This is a genomic window from Peribacillus sp. RS7 (genome assembly GCF_041956845.1).
GTDB lineage: Bacteria > Bacillota > Bacilli > Bacillales > DSM-1321 > Peribacillus.
This window is the reverse complement of sequence record NZ_CP168135.1, coordinates 34,195-50,420: the sequence shown is the minus strand read 5'-3', so window position 1 is coordinate 50,420 and position 16,226 is coordinate 34,195. Positions and strand designations below refer to the sequence as shown.

The 16,226-nt window shown below is 39.8% G+C and carries 17 protein-coding genes and 1 pseudogene; 15 read left to right on the top strand and 3 right to left on the bottom strand.

The window, feature by feature from the left end:
* Positions 1–21: 21 nt before the first annotated feature.
* Positions 22–891, bottom strand: a complete 870-nt coding sequence (locus tag ACDZ29_RS00325; RefSeq protein WP_375089454.1) for a DUF1002 domain-containing protein — start codon at positions 889–891, stop codon at positions 22–24.
* Between the two features lie 581 nt (positions 892–1,472).
* Between ACDZ29_RS00325 and ACDZ29_RS00320 the strand changes: the two genes are divergently transcribed.
* Complete coding sequence (locus ACDZ29_RS00320; RefSeq protein ID WP_289315778.1) at positions 1,473–1,817, top strand: GNAT family N-acetyltransferase; 345 nt, start codon at positions 1,473–1,475, stop codon at positions 1,815–1,817.
* A 27-nt stretch (positions 1,818–1,844) separates the two neighbouring features.
* Here the strand turns inward: ACDZ29_RS00320 and ACDZ29_RS00315 are convergent, their stop codons facing one another.
* Together ACDZ29_RS00315 and ACDZ29_RS00310 are read right to left on the bottom strand one after the other, a co-directional pair.
* Positions 1,845–2,381 (bottom strand): DUF309 domain-containing protein, encoded by a 537-nt coding sequence (locus tag ACDZ29_RS00315; protein WP_375089452.1) that lies wholly within the window; start codon positions 2,379–2,381, stop codon positions 1,845–1,847.
* Between the two features lie 163 nt (positions 2,382–2,544).
* Positions 2,545–2,637 (bottom strand): YjcZ family sporulation protein, encoded by a 93-nt coding sequence (locus ACDZ29_RS00310; protein WP_081108854.1) that lies wholly within the window; start codon positions 2,635–2,637, stop codon positions 2,545–2,547.
* 219 nt (positions 2,638–2,856) lie between these two features.
* Here ACDZ29_RS00310 and ACDZ29_RS00305 point away from each other — a divergent pair, with 219 nt between their 5' ends.
* From ACDZ29_RS00305 to ccsB, 14 genes and pseudogenes are all read left to right on the top strand, one after another.
* Positions 2,857–3,624 carry a segregation/condensation protein A gene (locus tag ACDZ29_RS00305; RefSeq protein WP_289315780.1) on the top strand — a complete coding sequence of 256 codons (768 nt, stop codon included), beginning with the start codon at positions 2,857–2,859 and terminating at the stop codon, positions 3,622–3,624.
* Positions 3,611–4,192, top strand: a complete 582-nt coding sequence (gene scpB, locus ACDZ29_RS00300) for an SMC-Scp complex subunit ScpB (protein ID WP_289315781.1) — start codon at positions 3,611–3,613, stop codon at positions 4,190–4,192. Before ACDZ29_RS00305 ends, scpB begins: the two co-directional genes overlap by 14 nt.
* A gap of 55 nt (positions 4,193–4,247) precedes the next feature.
* The gene (locus tag ACDZ29_RS00295) at positions 4,248–4,664 is read left to right on the top strand and encodes a hypothetical protein (RefSeq protein WP_375089450.1); all 417 of its coding nucleotides are present in this window, start codon (positions 4,248–4,250) and stop codon (positions 4,662–4,664) included.
* A gap of 22 nt (positions 4,665–4,686) precedes the next feature.
* The gene (locus tag ACDZ29_RS00290; protein ID WP_289315783.1) at positions 4,687–5,175 is read left to right on the top strand and encodes a YpuI family protein; all 489 of its coding nucleotides are present in this window, start codon (positions 4,687–4,689) and stop codon (positions 5,173–5,175) included.
* A gap of 120 nt (positions 5,176–5,295) precedes the next feature.
* Positions 5,296–6,171, top strand: coding sequence for a superoxide dismutase (locus tag ACDZ29_RS00285; protein ID WP_289325645.1), 876 nt, complete (start codon positions 5,296–5,298; stop codon positions 6,169–6,171).
* A gap of 443 nt (positions 6,172–6,614) precedes the next feature.
* A complete protein-coding gene (gene ahpC / locus ACDZ29_RS00280; protein ID WP_063233159.1) occupies positions 6,615–7,178 on the top strand; it encodes an alkyl hydroperoxide reductase subunit C in 564 nt (187 codons plus the stop codon).
* Between the two features lie 178 nt (positions 7,179–7,356).
* Entirely contained in the window at positions 7,357–9,003 is a 1,647-nt protein-coding gene (locus ACDZ29_RS00275) for an FAD-dependent oxidoreductase (protein ID WP_375089448.1), read from the top strand.
* Positions 9,004–9,166: 163 nt separating this feature from the next.
* Complete coding sequence (locus tag ACDZ29_RS00270; RefSeq protein ID WP_375089447.1) at positions 9,167–10,327, top strand: D-alanyl-D-alanine carboxypeptidase family protein; 1,161 nt, start codon at positions 9,167–9,169, stop codon at positions 10,325–10,327.
* Positions 10,320–10,913 carry a nucleoside recognition domain-containing protein gene (locus tag ACDZ29_RS00265; protein WP_289315787.1) on the top strand — a complete coding sequence of 198 codons (594 nt, stop codon included), beginning with the start codon at positions 10,320–10,322 and terminating at the stop codon, positions 10,911–10,913. The genes ACDZ29_RS00270 and ACDZ29_RS00265 overlap by 8 nt, the downstream gene beginning before the upstream one ends.
* 13 nt (positions 10,914–10,926) lie before the next feature.
* Positions 10,927–11,454, top strand: coding sequence for a spore maturation protein (locus tag ACDZ29_RS00260; protein WP_370017073.1), 528 nt, complete (start codon positions 10,927–10,929; stop codon positions 11,452–11,454).
* Positions 11,455–11,769: 315 nt separating this feature from the next.
* A pseudogene (locus tag ACDZ29_RS00255) lies at positions 11,770–12,509 on the top strand (pseudouridine synthase).
* Between the two features lie 206 nt (positions 12,510–12,715).
* Complete coding sequence (gene resA, locus ACDZ29_RS00250) at positions 12,716–13,246, top strand: thiol-disulfide oxidoreductase ResA (RefSeq protein ID WP_289325641.1); 531 nt, start codon at positions 12,716–12,718, stop codon at positions 13,244–13,246.
* Positions 13,247–13,264: 18 nt separating this feature from the next.
* On the top strand, positions 13,265–14,914 hold the full coding sequence (locus ACDZ29_RS00245; RefSeq protein ID WP_375089446.1) for a cytochrome c biogenesis protein ResB: 1,650 nt from the start codon (positions 13,265–13,267) through the stop codon (positions 14,912–14,914).
* A complete protein-coding gene (gene ccsB / locus ACDZ29_RS00240; RefSeq protein WP_289315792.1) occupies positions 14,907–16,085 on the top strand; it encodes a c-type cytochrome biogenesis protein CcsB in 1,179 nt (392 codons plus the stop codon). The genes ACDZ29_RS00245 and ccsB overlap by 8 nt, the downstream gene beginning before the upstream one ends.
* Positions 16,086–16,226 lie beyond the last annotated feature (141 nt).

The following is a 16,226-nucleotide window of genomic DNA, read 5'->3' as shown; positions in this document are numbered from 1 at the left end:
GCCATCCTTTTTTCATTTGAATCAGCTGAAAAATGATTTGATTGCGTCTATTAAACTACTGAATACTTCTTTCAATTTATCCAAGAATGATTGACCCTCTTCGGACTCAAGAAAATTGGATAGCTTATCTTTAGCTGCAGTAAGCTGATCCCCGACAGCGTTCCAATCGATATTCAATTCTTTTAACTTATTGAATAAATCAATTAGACTTTGAACTTGATCATCATTTAAGGCGATTCCAAGTTCTTTTGCTGAAGACTCGACAACCTCGCGGACCTCTTCAGTATTGGCTGGTGGATTTTCAGCCATTTCCTCTTTTATTTTCGTTACTAGTGCAGAGGCTTCCTCTGTACCGATTTCGTCACCCAATTTAGCTGTTTTCACCATTTCTTCATTCGCTGCCTGTTTCACATCTTCCGGAATCTTCTTGTCGGAGGAGATCTCATAGGCTTTAATGACCCCTGTCAAAGCTGCTGTACCGGAAACGGGTATAGGTGCGGTGACATAAACGGTAGCATCTTTTACTCCAGCAGTTGCCAGTGCATTGATATACATTTCATCTGAGACCCAGTTAATGTTTTTCGACTCCAGTTTAAGTCCAGTACCTTTTTCCTCCAAAGTAATCGCAGAGGATGAAATCGCTTTTGTACCGATCAGCCGGCTAGCGATATAGTCTCCTAAGTATTCATGTTCCTCCGCATTTGTAACCGTCAGTACCTCAACATCATTAGGGGCTTTCATTTCTGACAAAATCATATTTTTTTGTTCATTTGTCAAATTTTCCCCAAGTGTGACGATCATTTCACCAACTGCTGCATCTGCAAAAGCTTTATATGGCAATAATAGACATAATAAAATGGTTATAATGACCCATTTATTCATTTTTTTCATGATAATCCTCCTTAACTTTTCCTGCTGAATTGGAATCTTTCAATAAAAGGGCAGCGCTTTAAATAAAGATTCATAGTATTTGACGAAACAAAGGATAAAAAAGATACATATTTTCCGGAAAATATTTGTATAGCCAAAGATAGCTAAGGTTCTTTCAACGGAGAAAAAGTGATTGCATCCTTGTATTTTATACCTAAGACCACTCTATGAACCTAAGATCACTTTACCAATGTAGTAAAATCGAAGCAAGATTGCAAGGATATTTGTCAGAGTGTGTTAAGTTATAGTAAAATGAATTCGTTATTTAAATATTTGGACCATTCATAAAGGGAGTATGGGATGAGGAAAAGTAATAAAACTCTTTTACTTATGATGCTTATTATCGCTTTGATGTGGGGAATCGTATATTGGCTGTTTATCGCTTAGCACATAGTACATCGATAAATCAAGTGCTGAAAGTGATGTTGAAACGAACGAAGTTTTTATGTATGATGGAAATGTTATATGTGAGGATTATTATTCAAAGCGAATTATTTGAAACAGGTAGATAATAAAAACGTTATTTAGTAACGAGGGATATTATGTTGATTAAGTATAAGAAAAGTTATGAGAAGTTTGCCATGGGATTATTATCTTTCATGCCAAATGAAAAAGAAATAAAAACGCTTCGGAATACGATGAAGAATTATGAAACGGATGAAAATCTACAGCTGTTCTTATGGAAAGATGAAGAGATTACGGGCTTGATCGGAATAGAAGTCTCTCCAAACCACATTGAGATACAACATATATCTGTAAATCCATCCTTTCGGAAACAAGGTATCGGTAAAACGATGGTCAGGGCCATCAAGGAGCAATATCCTGACAAAGAACTAAAAGCAAATGAGTTTACGGAAAGCTTTCTTGACAGGTGTGAAGAAGTCTGAATATGAAAGTTGAATGGAGGACCACCTTTAAGGGCGGTCCTCCATTCTTGTTTTTCGAAGGGATAGCTGACGAGCCCTTTCTGAAATGACATCTGAACGGTCGCGCATTAGATGCTTATCAACTATTGATGAATTAGCCATGTTGCTACCTGCGCCCCATATGTACCCTTCGTGCAAACACATAGATTGGCATTGTTCGATTAACCCTTGATCCGCTATCGGAAGATTTATGCTTTCATATGGCTTTTGGGATAACATTCGTTCATGTGTGTCCTCGAGCATTTTGAACAGTTCTTCTGGATCGAGCCCCAACTTCAGGAGCTCGGCCTTTTTAGTGTGGAGATTTGCCAGGGCTTTAGCCAGGGTCCTTGCAGCCCCTTTTTTGTTTCCCCTGCGGTCATGGTACAGGGCAACCGCAATTTGTATGAGCCCGACCCAATGCGAGTCACGCTCTTTTGGAGCGGTTTCCTTCCAATATTCTTCAAGAATTTCATGACATTCGAAGTAATCCCTTGTCCCATGGAAATGGACAAGGAAAGAAAGGTAGTCTTCCGCGTAATTCAATAGGAGCACCCCTTTTGTTTGATGGAATCTCTAAGTAAGGAAAAAAGCCTTTTCCATAGCTTAACACCCGCCATGTATACTCTCTAAGTTTAGCATAGAATTTTTTCTTGGAAAATAAAGAAAGCCGATTGCAAGGCAATCAGCTTGATTCATCAGTCTTCCATTAACACCAAGAAGCACCGACAATAACTAATAAAATGAACAATACTACGATAAACGCGAATCCGCCGCCGTGTCCAAAACCACCTGCACCCATAATGAGTACCTCCTTTTGTTCTGCTATTCTTACATTTCTAGGTTATGTTGGATTTTAGAATGTGATTGGGCATCGACCCATTTATCGCAAATCCCTTTTAAGAACTTTTCTAAGGTCTGGAAATTATTATTATTGGATAAAGGGCGGCAATCCACTATACTTGATTAGTGCAAGAAATAGGCCTATTATCGGCCAATTAGATTTAAATGGGGTAATTTAATGGGTTATAATATAAAAATTGACGCTTTCGAAGGTCCGATGGATTTACTCCTGCATTTGATTAATCGCCTGGAAATAGACATCTACGATATTCCGATGGCTGATATTACAGATCAATACCTTGGGTACATCCATACTATGCAGCACCTGGAATTGGATGTGGCCAGTGAATATCTGGTGATGGCTGCAACACTGCTTGCCATCAAGAGTAAAATGTTGCTGCCAAAACATGAAGATGAACAATTGGTTGATGAAGATGGGGAAATATTTGAAGAAGATCCACGGGATGAGCTTGTGGAGAAACTATTAGAATATAAAAAGTATAAGTATGCAGCTGAAGAATTTAAAGGGATGGAAGAAGAACGCAGCTTGATGTTCACTAAACCCCCAAGTGATTTATCTGTATATGTTAAAGAAGCGGAAAGTGATAAACAAGAGTTGAACATAAGTCTATACGATATGTTGGGAGCTCTGCAAAAACTGCTGCGAAGGCAAAAAATACAAAAGCCGCTTTATACGAAAGTAACGAAACAAGAGATCTCGATAGAAAAACGAATGGATGAAATCATGATTGAGTTACAATCAATTAAAGGGAAGAAAAGTTTCTTTGAACTGTTTTCGCTTCCGGTTAAAGAGCATATCGTCGTCACTTTTATGGCGGTGCTGGAACTTATGAAACTAAATGAAATCATTGTTGAACAGGAAGATAATTTTTCGGAAATCATGATTGCTGCTAAGGAAGGTGTAGAGCCAGTTGGAAGTTATTAATTGGAAAGGGATTCTTGAGGCATTATTGTTTGCTGCTGGAGATGAAGGACTCTCCGTCAAACAAATTGCCTCTGTCCTTGAAATTACGGAATATCAAGCAACGGACATCGTTGAAAGTTTAAAGGAAGAATATTTATCGGATGTACGCGGGATTCAGGTGATTGAAATAGCGGGTGTTTATCAAATGACGACAAAAAAAGAACACTCGGATTACTTGAAAAGACTGGTGGAAACATCAAACACTCAAGGTTTGTCCCAGGCCGCTTTGGAAACACTCGCAATCATTGCCTATAAGCAGCCGATTACCAGAGCTGAAATTGATGAAATTCGCGGTGTCAAAACGGACCGCCCCATCCATACACTTGTCACTAAAGTCTTAATAAAAGAGGTCGGACGTGCTGAAGGTTCCGGCCGGGCTTATTTATATGGGACAACAAAAGAGTTTTTGGATTACTTCGGCCTGAATTCCATTGATGAATTACCGCCGCTCGCCGATAATTCGGATGATAGCTTTGAAAATGGTGAAGCAGATCTGTTTTTTGAAAAATTTCAGCAAACAATCGAATAACATTTTTCTTTAAATTGTGATAATATAGAAAAAAATGAATGCGGGGGGATTGCGGGTGCAAATTGTAGCATGCAATGGATTTGGCCTTGAAAAAGAAAAGCCAAATTCGCCGGAGGAATTTTTTAACCGATCCGTTATAGAATACATAAAGGATGGAGAAGAAAAGACGCTGAATGTACTGTATCTTCGTTATTTTGATGAGATGGTCACTCGTTGGACTCCTTATCCCGCCAATCCGCTATTCAAAAGTTCTAAGAGAGATATTTATATGGCTGATATCATTGCAATGGTCTGTCTGCTCAAAGACCCGAGCCTGGTTAACCGAAAACGTGTATATATAAATGCAGAAAAAGAGATAGCCGGTTATTTTGAAAATATAGATTTTGAAAAATTGGAGAAAGTGTTTATATCTATTGACCAAGCTAAACCATATGATATAGAATCACATGTTGACTATTATATTCAATCTTAATCATTTTGAGGAGGGTTCACGGTTGGGGAATACATTGGTTAAATCTCAGCTTGAGGATGTAAAAGGCTTTTTGGAAACGACAGTGGCTCAGCTAGAGGAATTTATAAATGAGACGACCTATACTAAGTTGCAAGAGGAAAAAAGCGGGGATGAAACTTATTATAAAGGGATCCTTTCTAGTTTAAGAAGAATGCTTGTAAGTTGTGAAGAGGGCTTGGAGGCTTGCCAAATCGTTCTTAAAAATGATGTTTTTAATAAAGCTGCAGCTGAAAAGACGCTTTATAGGGTTTATCATCAATGTATCGAAGAATACTTTTCCCCAAAATCGGATCGGTGGTTTGAGGACAGCAGATCTGCCTATACAGGAAAAAACTCGATTAAATTTCACCAAAGTGTGCCAGACAGCATAATAACCATTCTGAAGGCCGTGGAAAGTGGATTCCAGACCATGCGTGAAGAATTGGAGTTTTATGAAACGGATTACCGGACGAAAATGTTACAGTCAAGATAAAGGAAACAGCCAGGCTTAATAGGCCTAGCTGTTTTTTTATTTATAAATGGAATCTCCGCTTAATCGAAACATAGAATACTTTGATGATTATGTGCATGAGGGTTAAGAGGAGGTTGAAAGATGTCTGATGTTAGAGATTATGCTAAAGAGGTAAGTGATTGGGTTGATGGAGTCATGGAATATCTTGAGAAGATCGATATCACCGATTCGTCAGTGTTATCAAATATTGAACGGCTTTCCCAGTTGACAAAAGATATGGATGAGGAAGAAATGGATTATGAGGATATGGTCCTGATTGAAGAAGAGATGGCTCGGGTCTATGAAGAAATTGAAGAACTCGCTAGAGAATTCAATATACAGGATAGGCAATCAGTCCCGATTGGGAAGCATACACTTCCGCCGTTACCTTATGCCTATGATGCGTTGGAACCGACGATTTCAAGGGAGATCATGTATCTGCACCATGATAAGCATCATCAAGCATATGTCGATGGGCTGAATAAAGCGGAATTGATGATGAAAAAAGCGAGGGAAACGAAAGATTTCTCCTTGTTGAAACATTGGGAAAAGGAAGCAGCCTTTCATGGGTCAGGCCATTATCTCCATACGCTTTTTTGGGAAGTGATGATTCCAGGAGGAGGCGGACAGCCAAAGGGAGATTTACTTAAACAGATTGAAAAGGATTTTGGAAGCTTTGCAGCTTTTAAAAGTCATTTTAGTGAAGCGGCCAAACAGGTAGAAGGTGTTGGCTGGGCGATATTAGTCTGGGCTCCACGTGCGTGGCGGCTAGAAATACTTCAATCGGAATTGCATATGGTTTTGACCCAGTGGGATACGATTCCAATCCTTGTTCTTGATGTATGGGAACATGCTTATTACCTACAATATAAAAATAATCGGGCAGCCTATGTGGACAAATGGTGGGACGTTGTAAACTGGCCGCAAACGGCCGTAAGGTTCACGGAAGCGAAGAAGCTGATTTGGAAAAAACAATAACTGATAAAATCCAGGAATGTTTAGGGGAACCAATTTGAAGATACGAGCCGTGACGGTTCGTATTTTTTTTGCTGAAATCCTGTATCAAGAATTTTCTAGGGAAAATATGGCAATGATATAAAAGAATCACCTACCCATTTATTTGCAAACGACTATTGATTCTCATTTGGATATTTTTATTTGATTGAAAAGGGGATGGTATCATCTTTCGAAATAATGAGCATGCGTCTTATTTTAAACCTTGAAATAACATCGGAAATGTGTTAAGTATGCTATTTTGAAGTACTATGGGTTTTTAAAAATATTTAATTTATATCAATATAAAAACTGTGACTAATTTGTGAACTTAAAAATTATTAAGGTATATTTATTGACTAGTTTCTATTTAATAATTATTATAAACAGGAGCATATAAAAAAAATAGCTAATTGGAGGAATTTATTATGTCATTGATCAATAAACAAGTAGAAGATTTTAAAGTACAAGCTTACCATGCAGGAGAATTCAAAGAAGTTACACTTGAAGATGTTAAAGGAAAATGGGCAGTATTCTTTTTCTACCCAGCTGACTTCTCATTCGTATGTCCAACTGAATTAGCTGATCTTCAAGATAACTACGAAACATTCAAGGAAATTGGTTGTGAAGTTTACTCAGTATCAACAGATACTCATTTCAGCCACAAAGGATGGGCTGATGCTACTGATACAATCGGTAAAATTCAATATCCAATGCTAGCTGACCCAGCAAACGTTTTATCCCGTCAATTCGGTGTATTGATTGAAGAAGATGGATTGGCTCTACGTGGAACTTTCATTGTAAATCCAGAAGGACAAATTAAAGCATATGAAATTAATGACTTAGGGATTGGCCGTAATGCAGAAGAACTAGTAAGAAAAGTTCAAGCTGCACAATTCGTAGCAGAACACGGAGATAAAGTTTGCCCTGCAAAATGGACTCCAGGTGAAGCTACTCTTGAACCAAGCCTGGACCTTGTAGGTAAACTTTAATTTTTAATGGGATGATCCCTTTCTTCAGTTAAAGGGTATATCCAGCAATTGATTACGATTACTGGGACAATTCGTCCGACAAGATTTAATGACAAAAGGCACTTACCTAAAATAAGTGCCTTTTGTTTGTCAAAATAATCAGTTTAGCAGACATTATCATTCAGCAAGGAGAACAAAAATGAAAAAAATATATGATTTATTAATTATTGGTGGTGGTCCTGCAGGCCTCTCAGCAGGCGTTTATGCAGGAAGAGCTAAATTAAAGACAATTATTCTTGAAAAAGGAACTGGCGGCGGACAAGCTGCAACTACATCGGAAATAGCCAATTATCCTGGTATCCGCCATATATCGGGCCCAAGGTTAGTTGAAGAAATGAAGCTGCAAAATGAAGATTTTGGGGTTGAGTTTGCCAAAGCTGATGTAACGGGCGTGGATTTCTCCGGTGAGGTAAAAGTGGTTAAAACACTTGGTGGGGACTACCATTCCCGCGCGGTCATCATTGCAACGGGTGCTTCTCCAAGAACACTAGGATTTCCAGGTGAAGAGGAATTTACTGGTCGTGGTGTAGCTTATTGTTCAACATGTGATGGCGAATTCTTTGAAGGGTTGGAAGTTTTCGTTATCGGGGCAGGATATGCAGCCGCTGAAGAAGCTATATTCCTGACCCGCTTTGCTACAAAGGTTACAATTATCGCACGTGAATCAAGCTTCTCGTGTGCCCCGTCCATTGTTGATAAGGTAATGGCAAATGATAAGATTGAAGTGAAATTCAATACGGAGATCCTTGGGGTATATGGAGATGGGATGATTCAAAGTGCCCGTTTCATCAATAACGCGACTAAAGAAGAATTTGAGTATAAGGCGAAGGAAGAAGACAGTACGTTTGGAGTATTCGTTTTCATAGGTTATGAGCCGAAAACAGAGATTTTCAATGGCCATATCGAAATGGATCATGCGGGTTACATTCTCACAGATGATGATATGAAGACTAATGTGAATGGTGTATATGCGGCAGGCGACCTAAGGCCAAAATCCTTGCGCCAGATTATCACAGCTGTATCTGACGGTGCGATTGCAGCAACGGATGCCGGTAAATATATTGCAGAAGAAAAAGATCGCTTAGGCATTAAAGATGAACCTGAAGTTGAAAAACCGGCCAAAAAAGAACAGGCCGCTGTCCCAGAAGGAAAGAGCGCTTTATTAAGTGATGCGTTACGTGGCCAATTAAAGGGCATCTTCGGCAAGATGGAGAGTGACGTAACATTGGTGTCCATCGTCGATGAAAGTTTGCCGAAATCAGTCGAATTGCGAGACTTCTTGTTGGATGTTGCTGAATTGGGGGACAAGCTTCATCTTGAGTTATACAACAAGGGGGAAAATAAGGAAATCGAAGAAAAAATCAATGCAGATAAGTTCCCTGTCGTTTCCCTCTTAAATTCGAATGGTGAATACAGTGGCGTCAAATACCACGGTGTACCTGGCGGCCATGAGTTGAATTCCTTCATTTTGGCTATCTATAACCTAGCCGGACCTGGTCAAGCATTGGATTCAGTCGTATTGAATTCAATTAAGGGAATCAGTAAAAAAGCGAACATTAAGGTTATGGTTTCATTGGCATGTCACTACTGTCCAGACGTTGTAGTTGGCGCACAGCGCATTGCGATTGAAAACCCTAACGTTGAAGCTGAAATGGTCGATATAAGCAATTTCCAGGAAATTAAGAAGAAATATAAAGTCATGAGCGTGCCGGCCATGATCATCAATGATGAAGAAGTGGTATTCGGCGCTAAGAAAATTGATGAAATCGCAGCGTTATTAGTATGATAGAACACTAAGTCGATAGGGGAATGTCCTCCTATCGATTTTTTTATGGGAAATGACCCTTGAAAATCAGTAGATATCATGCCGGTTTACATTCTTTTATTCATAACCCTTGTCCTTTTGCATAAACTTGTACAAAAACAAGTAAAGAGACGAGGGGGCACTCATGCGTTTTCCATATAAAGGGTTATCAAGTTTGTGTATCGTCATTCTCCTGTTGTCTTTTATGGCACCTGTACAAAGCGTCAATGCAAATGTAGCTGTAAGTGCCCATAGCGCGATTTTAATGGATGAGGATAGCGGAAGGGTCATTTATGAAGTGAATGCTCATGAAAAGAATCGCATAGCAAGCATTACGAAAATAATGACGGCTATCTTGGCTATTGAATCGGGACAAATGGATGAAAAAGTTAAGGTAAGCAGCAATGCCTTCGGGACGGAGGGATCTTCCCTTTATTTAAAAGTGGGAGAAAAGATTAAGCTCGAAGATTTGGTTTATGGCTTGATGCTTCGCTCAGGTAATGATGCAGCAGTCGCAATCAGTGAAAAGGTTGGTGGAAGCCTGGATGGATTCGTCTGGATGATGAATCAAAAGGCAGAAGAAATCGGGATGAAAAATACACATTTTTCAAATCCACATGGTCTGGATAATACGAAAAACCATTATTCAACCGCATATGATATGGCCATACTTACTCGTTATGCCATGCAAAATGAAACGTATGCAAAGATTGCCGGCACTAAGGAGCACAGGGCGCCTAATTCTACAGAACAATGGGATTATGTATGGAAGAACAAAAATCGCCTGCTTACACAATTATATGAGTATTGCACAGGCGGGAAAACAGGGTATACCAAACTAGCAAAACGTACCTTGGTGACGACGGCAACAAAAAACGAGCATGACCTGATTGCTGTGACATTGAATGGTCCCGATGATTGGAATGATCATATCCAAATGTACGAATCCGCTTTTAAGGATTATAAGCCTACAGAAATTTTACCCGAAGGCATGGTAGAAAATTTGCAAAATAAAATGTATAAAGGGCATGTTTACATTAAAAATGATTTCTCGTATCCACTGACAAAAGAAGAGAGAAAATTGGTCAATGTGAAAATGAAATTATTGAAGCCACAGAAGGTTTGGAAAGATAAAAGGAAAATCCCGGAAGTGGTCGGCAGAGCATCCATCTATCTCGATGGAAAGAAAATAGGAACGCGTTCAATTTTTTATGGGGAATCGAAAGAAAGCTTCAAGCAACAATCATTCCAATCTTCATGGGCTGAGGTATTTGAAGCGGTATTGGGACTCGAACGAAATGGTTAATTACATTTGGGTTGGCATGTTTGTGATAGGTATTGTATTCGGCATGATTAATGGGACGATGGATCAGGTCAATGAAGCTCTTTTTGTCAGCGCAAAGGAAGCGGTCACCCTTTGTCTGGGACTGATGAGCATTCTTGTTTTTTGGCTGGGTTTGATGAAAATAGCGGAGGAATCGGGACTGCTTGATAAACTATCCAGCTTGTTCAGGCCATTCATGAGATGGCTGTTCCCTGAAGTGCCGCCTAATCATCCGGCTATGGGATATATACTTTCGAATATGATGGCAAACACATTCGGTTTGGGGAATGCAGCTACACCTCTTGGCATTAAAGCGATGGAGCAGCTAAAGAAACTGAATGGAGGAAAAGCAACGGTCAGCCGCTCGATGGTCACTTTTTTAGCGATCAATACCTCAAGCGTAACGTTGATTCCAACGACTGTCATTGCGATTCGCATGAATTACGATGCCCAATCCCCGACGGACATCGTTTTTCCAACCATAATAGCTACGGCCATTTCTGCCGTTGGAGGAATCGCGATAGATCGATATTTTTATTACAGGAGAAAGAGGAGCGGGAGGGAATAGGATGTTGCACTGGATGACCACCATTTCAATTTGGATGATACCGATTTTGATCCTCAGTATATTACTGTACGGCACATTGAAAAGAGTCCCCACCTATGAGATGTTCGTCGAGGGGGGGAAAGAAGGGATCAACATGTCCTTTTCCCTTATCCCTTTCCTGGTAGGCATGCTTGTGGCGATTTCAGTATTTAGGGCATCAGGCGCCTTGGATTTCATTGTACAATCACTAAACCCATTGCTTTCCCTTCTTCATTTTCCGTCTGAGGTTTTACCCCTTGCGATTATCCGGCCAATATCAGGAACAGCCGCATTAGGAATGACCAGCGACCTGATATCGGTTTATGGACCGGATTCCTTTGTCGGGCGCTTGGCTGCCACGATTCAGGGAAGTACAGACACCACCTTCTATGTATTGACGGTTTATTTTGGAGCCGTCGGAATCAAAAAAATGGGTGATGCCCTTAAGGTTGGTCTTTTGGCAGACTTGATCGGAATCATAGCCGCCGTTATCGTCGTCACATTAGTATTTGGAATGAATTAAAGGTAAGGAAATGGGCGATTCCATTTCTTTTTTTTTTGCCTTTTTCTTAAACGAACCCGTTATGGATAGCTATCAATTTTTTATATGGTTCGAACATTCATCTTAAAGAAACATTTTTTTGTATGGAAAAATAAGCTATGTTACACTCATTATGGAAACCAACCCATTTAACCGTCACATTATTGATGTAATTATAAAAGAAAAGCTCTTAATCGCGAAAAACCTTTTGTTTTTGCCTCTCTATATGTAATAATTGTATGATTGTGTATGTATCGACAATAACAAACGAATGATTATATTATGGGGTGAAGATAGATGGAACGATTACAAAAGGTGATAGCACATGCTGGACTGGCTTCCCGCCGTAAAGCAGAAGAGTTGATTTTAGAAGGTAAGGTAAAAGTGAACGGCAAAGTAGTGAAGGAATTAGGTGTGAAGGTGGGTCCTAATGATAAGGTTCAGGTTAATGAAGTCCCGCTTGAAAAAGAAGCTCCTGTTTATTTCCTATTCTATAAACCGCGCGGTGTCATTTCGGCAGTTTCTGATGATAAGAATAGAAAAGTCGTAACGGACTATTTCCCTTACATCAATGAACGGATTTATCCAGTTGGCCGCTTGGATTACGATACTTCGGGTTTGTTGATTTTAACCAATGACGGAGAATTTGCAAACACGTTAATGCATCCTAAGCATGAAGTGGATAAAGTGTATGTGGCAAAAGTGAAAGGGATGCCTTTGCGTGAAAGCTTGAAAAAGTTGGATAAAGGTATCAAATTGGAGGATGGTAAGACTGCCCCAGCCAAGACTAGGGTATTGTCCACCGACAAAAAAAGGAAACGGCCATAGTTGAAATCACAATACATGAAGGCCGGAACAGGCAAGTCCGCCGGATGTTTGAAGCAATCGGCCATCCCGTCATAAAATTGAAGAGGGAACAATATGGTTTCTTGACATTGGACGGTTTAACAGCAGGAGATTCCCGTGAGCTGACTCCACATGAAGTTAAATTAATGCGGACTTTAGCAACGACCGAACCAAAACAGCGGAGAATGTAAGAAAGAATTTTTCCTGTATTAATAGGTTGAAACCACTACCCCATTTTTTCCCTGGAGGATTGGGTGGTGGAAAACAACCTGTAAATACCTTTCCTTCATGAATCGGGAAAAGATTTCACAAAACCTTCAGAAATGTAAATAAAATGGACATGGTGTTAAATGGTATAATGGTATGGTTAAATTAGTGTGGCCTTAGGAGGATTTCTATGGATAAAAAGAAGCGACGCCTAATTATCAGGACCATCATTCTCCTGCTTCTAGGTGCAGCTTTAGTGTTTGCCCTTTATACGAACTTCACTAAAGATAAGAATGAAAGTCTGAGTAAAGGATCCGATGCACCCAATTTCGTTTTGACTGATATGGAAGGCAAAGAACATAAACTTTCCGATTACAAGGGAAAAGGCGTCTTCCTGAACTTTTGGGGTACATATTGTAAGCCGTGTGAATATGAAATGCCTTATATGGAAAATCAATATAAGAAATTTAAAGACCAGGGCGTTGAGATATTAGCGGTTAATGTCGGGGAATCTGACTATGCTGTCAATAATTTCATCACAAAGCATGATCTTACCTTTCCTGTCATGATCGATAAAGGTAGGGAAGTGGAAAATGCCTATCGCGTGGATATTTTGCCAGTCACCTTTTTGGTTGATAAAGAGGGGAAAGTGATAGATATCATCACCGGAGCTTTGACAGAAGAGAGCATCCAAAAGCATATGGAGAGAATTAAACCATAATATTGGGGAGTTTTTGACATGAAAGAAGTAAAATGCGATTGTGGTCATGTAAATCCATTTGGCACAAAGATTTGTGGGAAATGTGGGATGGTGCTTGGTAACGAAAAAGAAAACAAGCTAATTGATATGCGATATGAAGGAAGTGCAAGGCGTTCACAAACATATAAAAAAACGGTCATCGATAAAATATGGAACTTCTTTTCTTCCGTTAAGGTAGGGGTGACGCTCATTGTCATTGCCTTGGTCGCTTCAGCTATCGGGACGATTTTACCTCAGGAAATGTATATCCCTTCATCGGCGACGCCTGCAGAGCATTATGAACTGGAGTACGGCTGGTTCGGAAAGGTGTATTATGAACTCGGGTTTCATAATTTGTACAGTTCATGGTGGTATTTGATTATCATAGGCATGCTCGGCATATCACTATTGATTGCCAGTATCGATCGGTTCTTTCCCTTATATCGATCGTTAAAAAAACAAGGGGTCACACGTCATGACGGTTTCATGAAACGTCAGAGGATTTTTGGTGTGACAAAGCTTGAAGATCAAGATGTAAACCTTGAAGAAGTAAAGAATAGGCTAAAAAGGCAGCGATATCATATACGAGAGGAAAACGGTCATATACTTGCCGAAAAGGGTCGTTTTTCACGTTGGGGACCCTATGTAAATCATATTGGACTTATCATTTTCTTAATCGGAGCATTATTGCGTTCTGTCCCTGGGATGTATATTGACAAAGTACTTTGGCTGCGGGAAGGCGAGAGAAAAGAAATCCCGGGTACAAATGGTGAATACTACCTCCAGAATAATGAATTTACCTTAGAGGTATATGACAAAGAAAATGAAGAAGATGAACAATACAGTGCTGCAATAGATAAAACCGGTACGATAGCTAAAACCTATCAATCCGATGTAACGCTCTATGAGCGCAAGGGAGAAACCATACCAGGGGAGAAAGTGGACCTTGATAAGCTTAAAGATTTTAAAATCAAAGTCAATGAACCTCTGAAACATGATCATTATGCCCTCTACCAAGTAGACTATAAACTGGATGAGCTCAGTACGATGTCTTTTAATTTGATAAATAAAGAAACCGAAGAGAAATATGGCAGCTTAAAGGTTGATTTGAATAATCCTGAAAAGAAATACGAGTTGGATGAAGGTTATTCTGTTGATTTGATCAGTTACTTCCCTGATTTCGAGTTCGATGAAAAAGGTGAACCTAGAACGATATCGAAGATTCCGAATAATCCGGCATTTATCTTTAAAATGCATACTCCGGATAAGCCAGAGGGTGAAGTCAGTTTCGTAGCGATTAAAGAGACTGTGGAGCCTTTAGGGGAAAATACATATAAAATGGCCTTTAATGGTGTGGAAACCCAAGATGTCACGGCTTTGACCGTTAGGAAGGATTTAACGCTTTGGATCCTATTCTCTGGTGGAATCATTTTCATGATAGGCGTTGTCCAAGGCTCATATTGGAATCACCGGCGTATATGGATTAAGAGGAAAGATGATGAGATATTAATGGCCGGCCATACAAACAAAAACTGGCACGGCATTAAAAGAGATATAGGACAAGCGATAGAATCAACATCTCTTTGCGAACCAACGGATCAACTTGAGGAGGAGAAATCTTCTAATAAGGGGGAAGTTTTAAATGGCTGAATTAAGCAGTAACTTTTTATATGCAGCTTTCTTATCATATCTGATCGCTACCTTTTTATTTGGGGGATCGATAAAGGATAAACGTGGAGCGGAGGAAAAGAAACAAAACAAATGGGCTAAACTTGGCATTTTCATCACCATTCTCGGTTTCGCTGCGCAAATTGGGTATTTCATCACTAGATGGATTGCTGCTGGCCATGCCCCGGTAAGTAACCTTTTCGAATTTACGACCTTTTTCGGAATGATGCTGGTCGGTGCTTTCATACTAATTTATTTCCTTTATAAAACACCTGCACTTGGGTTATTCGCTTTACCGATTGCGTTATTGATAATTGCATATGCAAGTATGTTCCCTACAGAAATTTCGCCGCTCATTCCTGCTTTGCAGAGCGATTGGCTTCATATTCATGTAACGACCGCAGCGGCAGGACAGTCGATCCTTGCGATAAGTTTCGTTGCAGCCATCATTTATTTAATCAAATTCGTCGATCAGTCACAAGCGAGCAAAAGAACGTTTTGGCTTGAAGTCATCATGTTCACATTAGTCAGTACCATCGGTTTTGTCATCATCACTTCTACTTTTGCCGCCATGGATTATAAGGCGAATTTTGATTGGGTCGATAAAAAAGGTGTGCCAGCTAAGCAAGAATTTAACCTTCCTGCACTTGTAGGTCCCCATGAAGGGGAACTAACCGAGACGGATCGGTTTGAACCACTGGTGAACATGCCTGCCCTGATCAATGCCAAGAAACTGAATACAGTCATTTGGTCAATCGGTATGGGACTAGTCCTGTATGGTCTAATAAGATTGATTGCCCGTAAAAGAGTGGCAGCATTGATTAAGCCGATCGTTAAAAATGTGAATTTGAATTTATTGGACGAGATTAGTTATCGTTCAGTCCTTATCGGTTTTCCGATCTTTACACTCGGTGCCCTCATTTTTGCAATGATCTGGGCTCAAGTGGCCTGGACACGATTCTGGGGCTGGGATCCGAAAGAAGTCTGGGCTCTGATTACTTGGTTGTTTTATGCGGCCTTTTTACATCTGCGCATGTCAAAGGGGTGGCAAGGGGAAAAATCAGCATGGCTTGCCGTCATCGGTTTTGCCATAATGATATTTAACTTGATATTTGTTAATCTTGTTATTGCTGGTTTGCATTCATATGCTTGATTCTGTATTGTAATAATTAGATGAAGGGGGTCTTTTGATAGAAACGTCGAGGGTTGGCTTGTCGATTTTTCTAGAGAATGATCCCTTTTTCCGTCCTCACTTTATATATGATATTTCAGTGAAATACCCACTATGAATTCA